Annotated in this window: 23 protein-coding genes; all 23 read left to right on the top strand. The window is 40.3% G+C overall.

Translation table 11 applies throughout. The annotated features are described in order from the left end of the window. Window positions 1–85 precede the first annotated feature (85 nt). The 23 genes from BK575_RS10235 (at window position 86) to BK575_RS28515 (ending at window position 16,256) form a co-directional block, all read left to right on the top strand. Window positions 86–1,243: a phage major capsid protein gene (locus BK575_RS10235; protein ID WP_078410281.1), complete on the top strand. Its 1,158-nt coding sequence runs from the start codon at window positions 86–88 to the stop codon at window positions 1,241–1,243. A gap of 12 nt (window positions 1,244–1,255) precedes the next feature. After that, complete coding sequence (locus tag BK575_RS28510; RefSeq protein ID WP_169907712.1) at window positions 1,256–1,417, top strand: hypothetical protein; 162 nt, start codon at window positions 1,256–1,258, stop codon at window positions 1,415–1,417. A 9-nt stretch (window positions 1,418–1,426) separates the two neighbouring features. After that, on the top strand, window positions 1,427–1,729 hold the full coding sequence (locus BK575_RS10240) for a hypothetical protein (RefSeq protein WP_078410282.1): 303 nt from the start codon (window positions 1,427–1,429) through the stop codon (window positions 1,727–1,729). Continuing rightward, on the top strand, window positions 1,716–2,072 hold the full coding sequence (locus tag BK575_RS10245) for a phage head closure protein (RefSeq protein WP_078410283.1): 357 nt from the start codon (window positions 1,716–1,718) through the stop codon (window positions 2,070–2,072). The genes BK575_RS10240 and BK575_RS10245 overlap by 14 nt, the downstream gene beginning before the upstream one ends. Beyond that, the gene (locus BK575_RS10250; protein ID WP_078410284.1) at window positions 2,069–2,491 is read left to right on the top strand and encodes an HK97 gp10 family phage protein; all 423 of its coding nucleotides are present in this window, start codon (window positions 2,069–2,071) and stop codon (window positions 2,489–2,491) included. The genes BK575_RS10245 and BK575_RS10250 overlap by 4 nt, the downstream gene beginning before the upstream one ends. Further along, complete coding sequence (locus tag BK575_RS10255; protein WP_078410285.1) at window positions 2,488–2,931, top strand: phage tail terminator family protein; 444 nt, start codon at window positions 2,488–2,490, stop codon at window positions 2,929–2,931. The genes BK575_RS10250 and BK575_RS10255 overlap by 4 nt, the downstream gene beginning before the upstream one ends. Window positions 2,932–2,936: 5 nt before the next feature. Further along, entirely contained in the window at window positions 2,937–3,995 is a 1,059-nt protein-coding gene (locus BK575_RS10260; protein WP_078410286.1) for a phage tail sheath C-terminal domain-containing protein, read from the top strand. Between the two features lie 14 nt (window positions 3,996–4,009). Further along, window positions 4,010–4,444 (top strand): phage tail tube protein, encoded by a 435-nt coding sequence (locus BK575_RS10265; RefSeq protein ID WP_078410287.1) that lies wholly within the window; start codon window positions 4,010–4,012, stop codon window positions 4,442–4,444. A 21-nt stretch (window positions 4,445–4,465) separates the two neighbouring features. Next, window positions 4,466–4,858, top strand: coding sequence for a phage tail assembly chaperone (locus BK575_RS10270; protein ID WP_078410288.1), 393 nt, complete (start codon window positions 4,466–4,468; stop codon window positions 4,856–4,858). Window positions 4,859–5,148: 290 nt separating this feature from the next. Then, window positions 5,149–7,827 (top strand): phage tail tape measure protein, encoded by a 2,679-nt coding sequence (locus BK575_RS10275; RefSeq protein ID WP_139368012.1) that lies wholly within the window; start codon window positions 5,149–5,151, stop codon window positions 7,825–7,827. A gap of 9 nt (window positions 7,828–7,836) precedes the next feature. Further along, entirely contained in the window at window positions 7,837–8,262 is a 426-nt protein-coding gene (locus tag BK575_RS10280; protein WP_139368013.1) for a hypothetical protein, read from the top strand. A gap of 2 nt (window positions 8,263–8,264) precedes the next feature. Then, the gene (locus BK575_RS10285) at window positions 8,265–9,233 is read left to right on the top strand and encodes an XkdQ/YqbQ family protein (RefSeq protein WP_078410291.1); all 969 of its coding nucleotides are present in this window, start codon (window positions 8,265–8,267) and stop codon (window positions 9,231–9,233) included. Beyond that, window positions 9,230–9,520, top strand: coding sequence for a DUF2577 family protein (locus BK575_RS10290; protein WP_078410292.1), 291 nt, complete (start codon window positions 9,230–9,232; stop codon window positions 9,518–9,520). The genes BK575_RS10285 and BK575_RS10290 overlap by 4 nt, the downstream gene beginning before the upstream one ends. Continuing rightward, on the top strand, window positions 9,517–9,954 hold the full coding sequence (locus BK575_RS10295; protein ID WP_078410293.1) for a DUF2634 domain-containing protein: 438 nt from the start codon (window positions 9,517–9,519) through the stop codon (window positions 9,952–9,954). Before BK575_RS10290 ends, BK575_RS10295 begins: the two co-directional genes overlap by 4 nt. Then, window positions 9,947–10,993 (top strand): baseplate J/gp47 family protein, encoded by a 1,047-nt coding sequence (locus BK575_RS10300; RefSeq protein WP_078410294.1) that lies wholly within the window; start codon window positions 9,947–9,949, stop codon window positions 10,991–10,993. The genes BK575_RS10295 and BK575_RS10300 overlap by 8 nt, the downstream gene beginning before the upstream one ends. A 3-nt stretch (window positions 10,994–10,996) precedes the next feature. Continuing rightward, window positions 10,997–11,410, top strand: coding sequence for a phosphoglucomutase (locus BK575_RS10305; protein ID WP_078410295.1), 414 nt, complete (start codon window positions 10,997–10,999; stop codon window positions 11,408–11,410). Beyond that, entirely contained in the window at window positions 11,394–12,395 is a 1,002-nt protein-coding gene (locus tag BK575_RS10310; RefSeq protein ID WP_078410296.1) for a DUF2793 domain-containing protein, read from the top strand. The genes BK575_RS10305 and BK575_RS10310 overlap by 17 nt, the downstream gene beginning before the upstream one ends. Before the next feature lie 12 nt (window positions 12,396–12,407). Then, window positions 12,408–12,995: a hyaluronate lyase N-terminal domain-containing protein gene (locus tag BK575_RS29010; RefSeq protein WP_235867358.1), complete on the top strand. Its 588-nt coding sequence runs from the start codon at window positions 12,408–12,410 to the stop codon at window positions 12,993–12,995. Window positions 12,996–12,998: 3 nt separating this feature from the next. After that, complete coding sequence (locus tag BK575_RS10320) at window positions 12,999–13,601, top strand: YmfQ family protein (protein ID WP_235867359.1); 603 nt, start codon at window positions 12,999–13,001, stop codon at window positions 13,599–13,601. Window positions 13,602–13,616: 15 nt separating this feature from the next. Continuing rightward, window positions 13,617–15,236, top strand: a complete 1,620-nt coding sequence (locus BK575_RS10325) for a pyocin knob domain-containing protein (RefSeq protein WP_078410297.1) — start codon at window positions 13,617–13,619, stop codon at window positions 15,234–15,236. A 25-nt stretch (window positions 15,237–15,261) separates the two neighbouring features. Further along, window positions 15,262–15,711, top strand: coding sequence for a hypothetical protein (locus BK575_RS10330; RefSeq protein ID WP_078410298.1), 450 nt, complete (start codon window positions 15,262–15,264; stop codon window positions 15,709–15,711). 22 nt (window positions 15,712–15,733) lie between these two features. Then, window positions 15,734–16,111 (top strand): hypothetical protein, encoded by a 378-nt coding sequence (locus BK575_RS10335; protein WP_078410299.1) that lies wholly within the window; start codon window positions 15,734–15,736, stop codon window positions 16,109–16,111. A gap of 1 nt (window position 16,112) precedes the next feature. Continuing rightward, window positions 16,113–16,256 (top strand): hypothetical protein, encoded by a 144-nt coding sequence (locus BK575_RS28515; RefSeq protein ID WP_169907714.1) that lies wholly within the window; start codon window positions 16,113–16,115, stop codon window positions 16,254–16,256. The last annotated feature ends 305 nt before the right edge of the window (window positions 16,257–16,561 follow it).

Here is a 16,561-nt window from a genome sequence, read left to right on the forward strand (position 1 = left end):
AAAGAATGCTCCTTTTTCTTTTGATCAAATATCAACACTAGCGTTTAACAGAGCCAATTTAAAAAATATTGGAGGGAAATAAATTATGGTTATGAAATTAAACAATCATACAGAGGTTTATGAAAATGCAAAATTAAATTATGCTGCGGTCGTGAAAAATGAAGAATCAACACCGGAGCAAATCGAGAAAGCTTGGACCGAAATGCAAGATGCTTTAGTTTCATCTTTAAAAACCCAAATCACTGAAGCAGTTAGCAATTCAAATACCGATCACAATGTCTTGGTTGCTCGTGGTGCCAATGTTTTAACTTCTCAAGAACGTACTTTCTTCAATCAAGTTGTTCAATCAGAAGGTTTTACTGATGAATTAATTCTTCCTGAAACGATTGTTGAACGTATTTATGACGACTTAACAACTGACCACCCGTTATTATCAGTGATTAATTTCCAAAACCTTGGAACAATTACTTTAACTGCAATTACTTCCGAATATGAAGGTGCAGCTGTATGGGGACCTATTTTTGGTGACATCAAAGGTCAATTAGGTGCTGCATTCAATCAAGAGAACATTGCTCAATCTAAATTAACTGCATTCGTTGTATTACCAAAAGACTTAAAGAAATTTGGTCCAGAATGGATTGAAGCTTATGTGCGTGCCCAAATTACTGAAACTTATGCTGTTGCATTAGAAGATGCTGTTATCAATGGTGCAGGACCAACTAAGCATCAACCCATTGGTTTAGTTCGTGATTTACAAGCGGCTGTTGACCCAACAAATGGACATGCTAAGAAAAATGCAGCAGGTTCATTAACATTAGCTGATCCAAAAACAACTATTCGTGAATTTGCCGGCATCGGTAAATTATTATCTACTAAGCAAAATGGCAAACCTTTAAACGTTACTGGTAAGGTAGCGTTAATTATCAATCCATCTGACTCTTGGGATCTAAAAGCTGAATTTACTTCTCAAAACTCATTAGGTGATTACATTACAAAACTGCCATTCAATTTCAAGTTGATTGAATCGGTATTCGCAACAACAGGTGAGGTCATTGCATTTGTTACAGATCGTTATGATGCTTATCGCGGTGGTGGTGTCGAAGTGAGTGAATACAAAGAAACATTAGCAATTGAAGATTGCAATTTACACATTGCAAAAACCTTCGCTTTTGGCAAGCCACGCGATAATAAAGCAGCAGCTGTTTATACATTAGCACTAACTGAAACAGTTCCAGCTGGATAAGGAGGGTTTTGAATGGCTAAATACAAAGTATTGAAAACCTTTCGCGATATACACACAAATGAAATTTACAAAGTTGATTCTGAAATTGAAATGACAGTGAAAAGAGCTAACGAGGTTGAAAAAAATCTCGACAGCTCTTTTTTAGTTCGAGTTGAAGAATCAGAAGAAAAGTAGGTGATGTGAATGAACATCACGGAACAAATATTAAGGGAATTTAAAGAAAGGGTGCGTCTGGGTGACGATGAAGATGATAACCTAAGACGCATCCTTTCTGTGTCTATGAAAGCATTAATAAGATCTTGTGGGGACTATGACATAAATACAGATGAAGAATTCAAAGAACTTGTTTTTGAACGGTCCCGATATGTCTATAACGATGCGCTAGAATTTTTTGATACAAACTTCTTAAGCCGGATTAATAGCTTAGCCATTGGTAAGGCACTTGAAGAAATTGAGCTAGAGGATGATACAGATGCAGCCGTTTAAGTATAAACCTAAGCTGAATTCAGGACAGTTACGGCATAGAATCGATGTTTTCGGTAATATCAAAACGGTAAATGAACTCGATGAAACAATTTATAAATTTGAAAAACTTAAATCAATTTGGGCTGAAATCGTTCCACAAACGGGGAGCCTACAAAAGCAAGTAGCTGAAACTATCCTGACAAATGTCACTCATAAGATCATTGTGCGTTATGCAGCTGGAAAAGACATCACAAAGGATATGCAAATCCATTTTCGTAATAGCAAGTTTGAAATTAAATATATTCTCAATCCATACTTTAAAAATGAGACGTTGGAAATCTTCTGTACGGAAGTGATGGAATGATGGATACCAGGGGATTAACGGAGTTTCAAAAGGATTTATTGACAATGGCCCAGACGAAGCTTCCAAAAGAGAGTGTTAAGATCATGCGTAAAATTGGGAGCAAAGCACGTACACGGGTGGCTAGAAAGGCTCGTAGTGAAGTGAAAAAAGTCACTGGTAATTATCATAAACGATGGAAGCGTGGGAAAGTTTTTAAAGGGCAGAACGGTGAATGGGTTGTTCGTGTTATTAACTCTTCCCCACACGCCCATTTAATCGAGGATGGGCACAGAATGGTGACACATGATGGAAAAGAAGTAGGATTTGTGCCAGGGAAAAAGGTGCTTGAAAAGGGCATGAGGGATTTTGATGATAGTGGCCAATTCGAGGACATGCTGTCGATATGGCTGGATGACATGCTGGAGAGTGGGAAACTGTGATTACGTATAAAGATATCAAAAAAGCTGTAAATACCTTATTGAAAAGTGGATTTAACATTGAAATTAACAGCAATGATGTGAAAGAGGGTTTTAATAGGCCTTCTTTTTTTGTGTCTTTCGACAATCTAGGTCGTTCATCTACTGTCGAGCAAGTTGAGAAATCCTTTACTATTCGAATTAATTATTTTCCAAGTGATCGAAACGATTATTCCATCGAATTATTGGACGTTCAGGAACAACTTGAAAATTTATTCGATTTAAAACTTAGTGTGAAAGACAGGCATTTCAATATAATTGAAGCCTCCAGCGTTACAACTGATGGGGTCCTTGAATTCTCTTTCGATATTGAGTTTTCTGAAGGAAGAGAAGCTGTGTACCGTACTTTCGGTGACAATCCAGATGCTGAATTAATGGAAACATTAGATATTAGGAAAGGGTGAAATAAATGGGATTACCGGAGATTAATATTGAGTTCAAAGGTAAAGCCGTTAGCGCTGTTGCTCGAAGTGCTCGCGGGATAGTATCACTTATTTTATTAGATGATACAGGCACATTTAACACGAAAGAATATAAGAGCATTGATGAAATTAAAGATACTGATTGGGCAGCGGAAAACGTTGATTATATTAAATTAGCATTCAAAGGAACGCCGGCAAAGGTCATTTGCGAACGTTTAGATCCGGATGCAACCAATCTTAATGAAGCATTAGCACGTTTGGGGAGTAAGAAATTTAATTACCTGGCTATCCCATCAATTACTACATCTCAAGTATTAGATGTTGCTACATGGATTAAAGGTAAGCGTGATAATGATAAGAAAACGTACAAAGCTGTATTGCCTAATCATGAAGGAGACCACGAGGGGATCATTAACTTTGCTACAGAAGACATCAAAGTTGGAGAAAAAACGTATTCAGCAGCTGAATATTCTGTGCGTATGGCCGGGATTTTGGCAGGTCTACCATTTACTCGTTCATCCACTTACTATGTGCTGGATGAAGTTGACACCATTACTGAAAGTGTGGACCCTAACAGTGATATTGATGCTGGGAAGCTTATTCTCATTAATGATGGTGAGAAAATTAAGATTGGTAGAGGTGTAAACAGCCTAACCACAACTACTACTGAGAAAACAGAAGACTTCAAGAGCATTAAAATTATCGAAACTATGGATATGATGAAAGATGATATCCGAGATACCTTTAATAATCACTATGTTGGAAAAGTCAATAACACATACGACAATCAAGCTTTGTTTTTTACTTCTGTGAATGCATATTTCAAAGGTTTGGCCGGCGATGACATTTTGGACCCTAATTTTGATAATAAGGCCAGAGTCAATATAGAGGCTCAACGTCTTGCCTGGGAAGGTATTGGGACAGATACCACTGCTTGGGATGATCAAAAGGTGAAAGAAATGTCCTTTAAGAAAAATGTGTTTGCTGCTGCAAACGTAAAAATCGTAGATGCAATGGAAGACCTAGACTTCCAGATTGCGATTTAAGGAGGGGATAGACGATGGGGAAAGTAGCAAGTAACAAACAAATCAATGGTACATTCGGTGCTGTATGGGTGAATGGTGAAAAATGGATGGATGTTGAAAGTTTTGAAGCGAAAGTGACGGTTAACTATGAAGATGTGAACATGCCGGAAGACTTGGCCACACATAAAAAAATGACAGGATGGTCTGGTGAAGGTTCACTGACTGTAAAAAAAGTATATAGCCGAGGCGCATCCCTAATGGCTAATGCTGTTAAAATCGGTCAATTACCGGATATTTCATTGGTCGGAAAGCTTGCTGATCCGGACGCATTTGGAGCCGAACGCGTAGCGATAAATAAAGTGACATTTAATGAATTTATGCTCATGAAATTTGAACAAAAAACGCTTGGAACAGAGGAATTACCGTTTAACTTTGCAGATTATGACCCAATTGATTTGATTAGCGCCTAAATATAAGGAGGATATAAGGATATGAGCCACATTAAAAAATTAACATTAACAGACTTGATGAAAGATAAAGAGAAATATGAAGTAAGGGCTGATGTAACGGAAGAGTTGTATATTCACCGATTGGACGCAAGCATCATCATTAGGAAGCCGGAAAGATCATTGTGTCTTGAAGCGTTCCAAATGGCAAATGATGAAAGCCAAGACGGAAAAGCAGATCCGTTCATGGTTTATAACACTGTGATTGAACCTGATTTGAAAGATATCAAGTTACAAAAGGAATTTGGCTGCGTGGAGCCGGTTGATATTGTCGAAAAGATTTTTGAAGCTGGTGAAATTGCTTCAATTGCCCAGGCAGGACTTGAATTGGCGGGCTACAAAAAAGGTATCAATAGAGTTAAAGATTTAAAAAACTAATAGATAGTGATGACGAATTTTATTTTCTTCATCACTATGTACAAAGAGGGCGTACTCTTGAGGATTTATTGAATTTAAGAGTGGATGAAAAACTTTTTATGAAGGCAAGCATGCAAAAATATCTCGAGGAAGAAAAGGCTAAATTCTCCGTGAAATAGCCTTTTTTTATTTGAAAGGCGGTGAGAAAAATAGCGAGTAGGGTCATATCTGCTGTTTTAACCTTAAAAGACCGTGACTTTTCTTCAAACCTAAAGCGAGCTTCCGGCGGGGTAAGTGATTTTCAAAGAAAAGTGCAAAAGACTAAAAATGATATCAATGATTTTAAAAATAGCTCTGTAGCAAGTTTTAACGCAGTAGCTGCTAGTGCGGCAGGCTTAGCTGCAGTGGGGATTGCTGGATTTGGTACAGCGGTAGCTTCAGAGGTTGTTCAGATGGAGAGTGCTTTTAGTCGTTTGCAGGCAAAGACAGGCGCAACAGGCAAGGAATTAAAAGGACTGCAGTCCACGGTAAAAGAGGTCTTTGCCGGCGGATTTGGCGAGAGTGTAGGCCAGGTCAGTGGTGATATAGCAACTTTGAATTCTATGTTTAGTGACTTGAATAAGTCTCAAATGAAAACTTTAGCTGAAGGTGCTTACACAATCAGCGATTTGTGGGGGGCAGAAGTCAAAGAGGTTGGAAAAACCGTAAAAACCATGACAGCAACGTTTAAAGGTTTATCTGAAACGGATGCTATGGACCTAGTAACGACCGCGTTCAAAAAAACTGGAGATTATTCGGATGATTTATTAGATACTTTCAACGAATACTCGGTTTATTTTGAGAAATTAGGCTTTGATGCAAAAGGATTTACGAATGTCCTTGTTAAAGGTGCAGAGGCCGGAGCATTCACGATGGATAAGGCAGCGGATGCCATTAAGGAATTTGGAATTCGGAGCATCGATGCAAGTGAAACAACCGCCGACGGATTCAAGTTAATTGGGTTAGATGCAGAAAAAATGACAAATAACTTTGCAACCGGTGTGGAAACAGCACAACAAGCATTTGCTGCAACGATGGCAGGATTGGCCACCATGAAAGATCCTGTTAAACAAAATGCTGCAGGGGTCGCTTTATTTGGAACACAGTGGGAAGATTTGCGGGAAACTGTTGTGTTAGCAATGAGTGACGGTACGGATGCAGTCGGTAATTTTAAAGGAGCAACGGCAGAGGCTACCGCGTCAATGCAAGACAACTTCGGTACAAAAATGCTCAAAGCATGGCGTGAACTCAAATTAGGCATAGCAGAAGTTTTTACCGATAATGGCGGAAAAGAATTTCTAAGTGATCTAGCCGATGCGGCGATGGGATTTTCTAAAGCAGTTCGTGAAAATGGCGATGTTATCCAGAATGTTGCCATTGGATTGGGGACATTTGTTGGTGTATTAGGTGCTGTCAAAACAGGTGTAGCGTTAGTGGCAGGTGCACAATGGCTGTGGAATGCAGCGATGGCCGCAAACCCTACATTTTGGGTTGTGACGGGCATATCTGCTTTGATTGCCATAGGTGTTGTTTTATATCGTAATTGGGACACCATTTCAGCTAAAGGTTCTGCCCTATGGTCCAATGTCAAAGGAAAATTTGGTGATTTAAAAAATAACGTGGTCAATTGGTTTGGCGAAATGAAAAATAGCGGAACCAAGAAATTTAATGAAATTGTAGAGGGCGCCAAAGCGTTGCCAGGCAAAATCGGAAGTGGTATTAAAGGGACAGCGAAGTTTGCGATTGCCGGAATTGATTATCTCGGAAATATGATGATTGGTGGATTAGCACGAGGAATCAATGGTGTAACTGGCGGGATCAATTGGGTTTTAGGGAAAATTGGAGTAGAAAAGAAAATCCCTGAATGGAAACCGAAAAAATATGCAAAAGGAACGAACTATCATCCCGGCGGATTGGCGATTGTTGGTGACGGAGGCGGACCTGAGTTGATTCGCACACCGAACGGTCAAATTGGCTTATCTCCATCTACCGATACATTAGTAAACCTACCAAGTGGGACGGAGGTTTTGCCTCATAGAGAAACTCAAATGCTGTTAGCTTCCGGTATGTTGCCAGCCTACAAAAACGGTACGGATAAGGATGGATTGTTGCATAAGGCAAGTTCCTTTGTAAATGGAGCTGTAGACAAAGTGAAAGATATGACCTTAGATGTATGGTCGTACCTTTCCAATCCGTCTGCTTTAATGGGAAAAGTGTACGAAAAGTTCATCCCTGAGATGCCGTCTATAAATGGCGTATTCGGTGACATACTTTCCGGATCAATCAGCATGATTAAAGAGAAAGCAATTGGATTCGTAAAGAAGAAAATGTCCGATTTTGGTTCGCTTGGAAATTTTAAAAGCGGAATAGCTGCTCCTTCGCAAGTGAAAGCGTGGATTTCTCAAGCTTTAGCCATCACAGGTACACCGATGAGTTGGATGCCTGCCATGTTGATCAAGGCACAAAAAGAGTCTGGATTTAACCCGAGAGCCATTAACTTATGGGATATCAATGCCAAAAGGGGGACGCCATCTAAAGGACTATTTCAGACTATTGATCCGACATTCAACGCTTATAAAATGAAGGGCATGAATGATATTTGGAATCCCGTCCATAACGCGGTAGCTGCCATTCGTTATATTAAGGACCGATACGGAACAGTATTTAACACTCCTGGCATCAAGTCCATGATGCGCGGCGGGGCTTATAGAGGCTACCGAAAGGGAGGTTTTGTTCCTTCTACCCAAACCGCATGGGTTGGTGAAGAAGGCCCGGAGCTTGTAGAATTGCCGGGTGGTTCGAGAGTGCATAATCACCGAAATAGCATGAGAATGACTAATGGTAATGGAACTGTAAACTACTTTACTATTAACATTAACGGCAATAAATCAGTAAATGAAATACTTAATGAACTTATTCCGGAATTGAAAAAACGGTTAGCAAACATATAAGGAGGTTGGATGATGGATATCTTTTTAAGCTTTAATAACCGGGAACAAGTCATTCAACTTCCCGTTGTACCTGCATTTAAAATACCGAGTCCGATGAATAATGAAGTTTATTCTACGATTAATCAGGGCGATATCAAATTAATCGGTCAAAGGGGCCTAAAAGCCGTTACGCTAGAATCATACTTTCCTGCTAAAGATTATCCGTTTTTACGAGATCGGACACATAAAGGATGGGAATATGTCGAAATCATTGAGGCGTGGAGGGACCTTCGTCGTCCTATTCGATTGATTATTACCAACACTCCCATTAATTTACCAATGACGATTGAAAACTTTGAGTATGGTCCAAAAGATGGTGATGGTTCAGGTGATGTTTACTACTCTCTTTCTTTATCCGAATTTAGATTCATCAATTTGGAGACAAAGAAGGTGTAAGGATGGCTCATGAGTTGTGGGTAGTGAAAAATAGTACCATGACCAATATTACGCCTTTAGTTGGTTCACTTAGTTGGAGAAGCAATAAAGATGAGCTGGGGGATGAGGTTTCTTTTAATATCGCCATTAATGATGAGTATTTTCCTGTAAACCCATGTAAATTAGGAGACGTAGTGGTCTTGAAAAATAAAGAAGAAATTACAAGGTGTATTCTTGTAGAGGAAAACAGAAATGGAAGAAGTCCTATTCAGTATGCAGCTTTTGATTATGCCTTTTATCTAAACAAATCGAATGCCATTTATCAATTTAATAAAATGAGGGCTGATCAGGCGATTAAGAAAATAGCATCTGATTTTAATGTCCCTGTTGGAAATGTTACTTCAATGCCTACTATAATCAATAAGATTTACAACAGTAAAAAAGTAAGTGAAATTATTAAGGACATCCAAACATTGGTGGAACAAGATCAGGGACAAAAATACCTCATGGAAATGAGACGAGGAAAGCTGTTTATTGAAAAGCAGAGGGATTTAATCGTGAAGGGTTCTTTTCAACTCCCTCCTTACACCATTGAAGATGTGACAAGGGTCGTGTCCGATCCGAGTCGGAGAAGAAGCATTGTTGACATGAAAAATATCATTCAGATTGTATCTGGGGACAAATTGATTACACAAGTTTCTAATGATGTTCTGGTTAATCAATACGGGAGATTGCAAGAGGTTATATCTATTGATGAAAATGAAGTTTCTAAAGCGAAAAACATTGCTCAAAACCATTTGAAGAATTTAGCAAAGGTACTGGAAGAGAGCAGTGTGGAATTGCTTGGTGACGATAATTTTCGGGCAGGGAGGTTATTTGAGATTGCTGAACCCACTACCGGATTAAAAGGTACTTACTTAATCAAAGATGTGAATCACACCGTTTTTAAAGGGATTCACAAAATGACAGTGGGATTGGAGGTGGCAGGATGAGTGACTCTATAACTGAATTAGCGTTACTGTTCAAAGAAAGAGACAATCCTGGGATACCTTCCGTTACAACGGGGATTGTATTATCTCCACTTCCAGATATTATAGTGAAATTGAATGATTTCATTACGTTGTATAAAAATAATATCATTGTTGCAGAGCATATTTATAGTCACTATGAGCATCAAAATCCTTTGAGATGGCTTAATATCGGAGATGAAGTCATAATTATACCCACAGTCGATGAACAACTGTATTTTATGTTGGACAAGGCTAGGAGGATGGTATGATGCTACCTAAGATAACAGAATTGGAATTTAATATCGAACAAACTGAGACTGTACCGAAAATAGGTAAGTCTTTTTTATTTGATTTTGAAAAAGGCGAGTTTGTTTTGGAAAATGGAAAAATGGTTGAGCTGCATGGAATTGATGCCTTGAAAATGTGGATTGAAAAAGTGATTCAAACAGAAAAATTCCGATTTGAAATTTATGAGGGAATCGATTATGGGGTAACGATTGAGGATTTAATCGGGTCCAATTTACCGAGGGCCTTTATTGAAGCAGAGATTAAAAGAGAGGTTACGTCATCACTTGAAACTCATCCCTATATACAAGACATTACAAATTGGCAATTTGTAAGGAATGGTAAACGGATGAGCGTGAAATTCCAAGTCATCACCGTTGATGGGGCCTTTGATCAGGGGGTGAACTTAGTTGCCTAAAACAAAAGAAGAAATCCATAGTGATATGTTGAACGATGTATCGGACGATTACGAGAAACTACCAGGAAGCTTTGTGTATGATACAACCAAAGCCTCGGCGGTTGAATTGGAAAAGGTGTACGAAGAAATTAGTACTGTTGAAGCCAAACAGGATATTGAAAACTTGTCGGGTGATGAACTGGAACAACGGGTATACGAGCGGACAGGGCAAAGAAGGCATCAAGCCACTCGAACAACTACTCCTGTCATCGTCAAAGGGCAAGTCGGGGCACCTATTAATATAGGTGATAAAGTTGCGGCCGGATCTGTTTATTATAGTTTCGTAGAATCGAAAGTGATTGATAGTACGGGACAGGCTACTGTCTTGGTTGAATGCGATATACCGGGGACTATCGGGAATACACCGGCCCATACCATTACGAGCTTCCCCGTTACACTGCAGGGTTTGACGTCTGTTACGAATCTAGAGGATGCTACAAATGGATATAACGCTGAAACTGATGAAGCCTTACTCAATCGTTACTACGAATATCTACAAGCGCCGGCCACCAGTGGAAATAAAGCGCACTATCGTATTTGGGCGAAAGAAGTAGTCGGCGTGGGGGATGCTAAGGTATTTCCTACATGGAGCGGTGGAGGGACTGTCAAAGTTGTTATCATTGATGCTAATAAACGGGCGGCATCCGAAGAATTGATAACAGCCGTTTACAATCACATCGAAGAAAGCAGGCCGATTGGAGCGTCCGTAACCGTTATAAGCGCTACAGAAAAGCCGATTGATGTGTCTGCGAACATCGTCCTGGCTAACACCTTTACAATTGGTCAAGTTCAGGCAGCCTTTGAACAGTCATTAATTAAGCAGTTTGCCGATATCGCCTTTAAAGAAACATACGCGTCCTATGCAAAAATAGGGAATCTCCTATTAGATACCCCTGGTGTTGGTGATTATTCTGATCTTCTTTTGAATAATGGCATAGCCAATATTTTATTGGGTGACGAAGAAATCCCTGTCTTAAACACCGTAACATTGGGGGTGTAATAAATGCCTTATCCAGACGAAATAGATAAGTTTAACGAAAAATTAAATAAGAGTGATGTTCCGTATGTCATCGAGGAAGAAGTTACACTGGTTAACGGGATATATGAGGGCATGCTTATTCACGATAACATTATCGATTCGAGTGTCCGGGTGTATACGGGAAGTAAGTTGACGGGCGAAAAGATTGATAATTTTATCTTGTCCATACCGGCTAATACGGACTGGAAAAGGTCAATCAAGATTTTTTCAAATGCTGAAAAGTTATATGTCACTTACGAAAGTTATGGCGATCAAGTTGAAGCGGAGGATATTAACCTATTACAAGAAAGTGTTGTGGCAACCCAGGCAGAGGTTGAACGATACAAAAAACATGGAATTATAGATGGAGGGACTTTTGTACATGCCTCAAACGATTAAAATCAAACGCGGCACAAAGGCGCAACTGGATGCATATGGCCCTTTACTGCAAGGAGAAATGGGCTTTTGTACGGATACAAAAGAAATCTTTATAGGAGATGGTTCCTTAAATACTCTCGTAGGAAGAGTGATGTCGGGCACATTGGCAGCTCGACCAACAGCAAGTGTACAGGGACGGATATATTATGTGACAAGCGGCTCAGAAGCCGGTTATATCTTTTTAGATGATGGTACGGCGTGGAAAAAGATGAATGTCTTAACCCTAGATGATTTACCGGATGGTGCAACATATGGCCGAGTAAAAAAAGCAGATTTATCAAATGGAAGCGTCAATAAGGTTTCTGACGGTACCAATACTAAGACGGCAAAAGAAATAAAGGATCACATTGATGATGTTACACAACACAGGAAAATCAACGACTCTTCCACAAGTACAACTGATTTATGGTCCGCGCAAAAAATAAATACAGAGATCTATAATGCTATCAGAGGGTTAGAGTGGCAAGACAGTGTTATATCAAAAACAACATCGGTACCTCCAACGTCTCCTGTGGCCAATGATCGTTATTTAATCCCATCCAATGCAACGGGGGCATGGTCCGGAAAAGCTGATCAGATTGCCCATTATAATGGATCAGCCTGGGAATACTACTCGCCAGCAAAAGGCTGGAGCGTTTATATTGATAGTGAGAATAAGAACTATGTCTACAACGGATCAGCATGGGTACGGAGCGGAGAAGCGAATCAGAACATCATTGCCGGCAATGGATTGACTGGAGGCGGGCAAGGGGACTCTGTCACTTTGACAGTAGGTGCTGGGAACGGCATCACTGTGGCTTCCACTAGTGTAAGTGCCAAAGCGGGGAAAGGAATCGTTGTCAATTCAACCGGAATTGAATCAAACATTGACGGGGTAAGCATTGTGTATGATTCTGCAAATGGGAATCGGCTGATGGTCGGCGCCGTTGATGGAGGCTCGTTCTAGGAGGTGTGACTTATGCCGCGAAAGGCTTTAATACAAGTAAGGCGCGGACCGGAAGCGAACATTAATACGCTTGCTGTAGGGGAGCTTGGCTTTTGTACGGATACGCAAAAACTTTATATTGGTACTACAAGTGGAAATGTCCTGTTGGTCGCTGCACAGACGGTAGGGGATATGCTAAAGAGTATCTACGACACTAGTAATAACGGAAAAGTTGATGTAGCAGAAAGTGCAGATAGCGTTGCATGGGTCGGTGTTACAGGGAAGCCCAGTACATTTCCTCCGAGCACTCATACGCATGATAGGTTAGCTGTTACTGATACAAGAAGTGCTAATACTGCCCCTGCTGATTATGATAAAGAGCTTAAAGTTGAATTTAAATATCGTTCGACTATTAGTGCTCCAGGTACTGCGACTTATGGTGGTTTAATCACCTTAGCTCCATGGAGCGATGGCTCTGGCGGCCATGCTACCCAAATATTTGCAAGTTCTGATGGTTTATTTATTAGGCGAGCAAGTTTAGATGCAACTTCATGGGGAACTTGGGAAGCCATACTCACCGATAAAAAAGCAATCACCTGGAACGATCTGAAAGGGGTGTAAACGTTGTACGGTAACTATTTATACGGAACTTTAGCCTACAGTGACACTCCAACAGACGAGGATCTTAACCAGTTTATCCCTACTCTAATGCCGTACTTACCGCCTTATTATTACCGCAGCCGATTAATGAAAGCCATACAAGAATCGAATGCGAAGGAAATAGCCAAGGTGCGCTATACCATAAACAATGTTAAGTTGCAGCAATCTATTGATACAGCTACACGGGGATTAATATGGTGGGAAAGAGATTTAGGAATCAAAACAGATTTGTCTAAGCCCGATGTATTCAGGCGAGAAATCATCAAAGCGAAATTACGAGGACGAGGCACTGTCACCAAAAAATTAATCAAGAATACGGCAGAGTCATTCGCCAATGCCGAAGTTGACGTGATTGAGCATCCCTCTGAATATTCTTTTACTATCAAATTCATCGGTATAAAGGGTATCCCTCCCAACATGGCGGGATTAATGGAAACGATTGAAAATATTAAGCCTGCTCACCTGCTTTACCATTTTGAGTACACATATACATGGTGGGAGAAATTAAAGGAATTAACGTGGGAAGATGCTCGTCCTAAAACGTGGAATGATTTAAGAGTTTACTAGAAAGGAGATTGGGATATGCAATATACGGGAAACTATAATCTGAAAAAGCCTGAAGGCACAGACGTTGTCAATATTCAAGATTTTAATGATAATGCTGACATAATTGATACCCAGTTGAAAAGTTTGAATGACACTAAAGTAACAGTCGTGCCTGGTAAAGGTCTATCCACCAACGATTACACCACAACCGAAAAAAATAAATTAGCTGGGATTGCAGAGAATGCAAATAATTACACTCATCCAACATCTCATCCAGCTGCCATGATTACCGAAGATTCTAGTCATCGTTTTGTAACAGATACAGAAAAAGCGACCTGGAATGGAAAAGCTTCTACAGCCGTTGCGACACCCTCTGCAAACGGTTTAATGAGTGCGGCCGACAAGGATAAATTGAATAACATTGCAGCAGGAGCGCAAGTAAACCAAAATGCTTTTTCTAATGTAAAGGTGGGAACAACAACGGTATCGGCGGATAGCACGACAGACACACTAGAGCTTGTCGCCGGAAGCAATATTGCACTTACATTAGACACAGCAAACGATAAGGTGACAATCGCTACAGTGTCAGGTCTAGAAACTACGGTCGGATCTCAAGCGAAAGCGGATCAAGCGGAAGTAAATGCGAAAGCATACGCCATGAATATGGTAGCAACGGGCTCATCATCTGACCCAAACACTACACAAGAAGCATACATTCTGACCAATCATGCAAACAGTCCTGGTGGGGGCAACTATTGGCATATCTTGACGCTGTTCTATAGTACAAAGACCGATAACAGAGCACAAATAGCTGTTCAGTACAATAACGGTACATCGCTGTGTATACGAAGCCGTTATGGTGGCGTTTGGACAGAATGGACGCCAATAGCTTCAACCTCTGATAAAGTAGCTTCGGCTTCGAAGCTGGCAACGCCTAGAACCATAGCGTTGGGCGGGGACTTATCAGGTTCCGCGTCTTTTGACGGCTCAGCCAACCTCACCATTATTGCAACAGTTGCAGATGACAGCCACGCTCACGTCATTTCTAACATCGACGGTTTGCAAGCTGCTCTTGACGGGAAGCTGGGTACGACAGCAAACGCGGCTTCAGCTTCCAAGCTGGCAACAGCTAGAACGTTCACATTAGGCGGCGACCTTATGGGTTCTGTATCCTTTGACGGTTCTGCAAACGTGACACTTACGGCTACGGTTGTAGATGGTAGCCATAATCACGTTATCAGTAACATTGATGGACTGCAGGCAACTTTGGATGGAAAGCTCAGTACAGCAGGTGGGGCTATCACAGGAAGCTTGACCGTAGGTGGTTCCCGTGTACTAACAACAGCAGACGAAGGCACAGGCGCGGGTCTTGATGCTGATACGGTTGATGGATACCATGCTTCAGAGTTTGCAAAAGCAACGCATACACATACCGCCACCGATTTACCAAGTGCCAGTACATCTGCACAAGGTGTTGTACAGTTATCAACGTCTGTATCCAGTACAAGCACGACGACTGCATCTACGTCAAGTGCAGTAAAATTAGCGTATGATAAAGCTGTATCAGCGGAGCAAAAAGCAGTGGATGCTTCAAGTGATGGAATCATAAGCGGTATAACTACTAATATATCCTATTTGCTGATGATGGGATTATAGGTAATCAAAAAAGGGGGGGATTTTAATGGCGCTAAAAGGAAAAATGACAAATTTTGACCTAACGTTGAATTCATTGACACAATCGGTTGTAAGCATTACAGGAAAAGGAATCATTAAGACAGTCACTTTTTACGCAGAATACTTGATGTACATTGATATTGTTATTGACGGGGTAGTAGTTATTAGTACTACGATGAATGATTTCGTATCCCGTATGGGTATGGATTTTATTAATAGGGGGTCAGGTTCTGGTTATATAAGCGGGACTAATGGAGCAACTTTATTACCTGTCCAACAAACCAAGCATTTTACTGCGTTTAGGGACGATACTGGTAATTATTCCTACAATTATACTGTATATGTCCAGTGGGAGCTAAATTTACCGATACAGACTAGTTTTGAGATTAGGGCAAGGGAATCAGATACTGGTTCTGATTACATTCGTGGATTCGTCACATACGCATCAGAAATATAATAGTTAAGGAGGCATAAAAGGCATGATAGAACGTATTGAAATCGAAAACGGCATAGTATACCGCATCATCGAAGATGGTTCTATGACATCGAAATCGGCAATGGGAGCTGAATACTCCTTAAAAAGCGAATTAACATTTGAACAGGTGAATACTGATGTATACGTTTCGGGATTTATTTACAAGGAAAAGTACGACGGTACCGCTACACCCATCCAAAACAGCGTGGATTTTATCGTGAATGGGAATATCCTTAATACGTTCACCCTCGCTCCTGATTTGACTGGATTGGTAAACGTCGACATTATATTTAATGGGATAACTGTCGCCGATGTATTTCTTAAGTTTACCGAGCAAACAACAGGAGCATTCGGACGAATTTCAGGTCTAGGAGGGTACTAGAATGTCAAAAACACTAGCAGATATTATTAGAGAACGTAAGGAAGCAAAACAGCAGGAAGAGTTATCAAAAGATAAACTTCTTATTACTGTAACCGATGGTACTGTAATTATTTCAAAACCTACAGATGAATCTACATCAAATTAGTCATATTATTTTCTTTTTTATAAAATAAAAAAGGAGGACTATAATATGGGACTTTCAGCATATGGTGAATATTGTTTAAGAGCATGGCAAGGTGGTTACACAGATGAATCAGCATTGCAACTTCGTGTGAATACGGGAAAATTGCTATAAGAAGAGCATGGTTATATTGTTTTGCAACCAAAATAATAGCAGGAAAAAGGCAAGTTTTTATGTCTTAATAAATGCGCAACAAACACCATTAAACAGTAGGTGTATTTTTTTATGATTTTTACCAAGAAGCGTTAGATTATTTTATAAGTTTCCTA

Source organism: Priestia abyssalis, assembly GCF_002019595.1.
Classification (GTDB): domain Bacteria; phylum Bacillota; class Bacilli; order Bacillales; family Bacillaceae_H; genus Bacillus_BA; species Bacillus_BA abyssalis.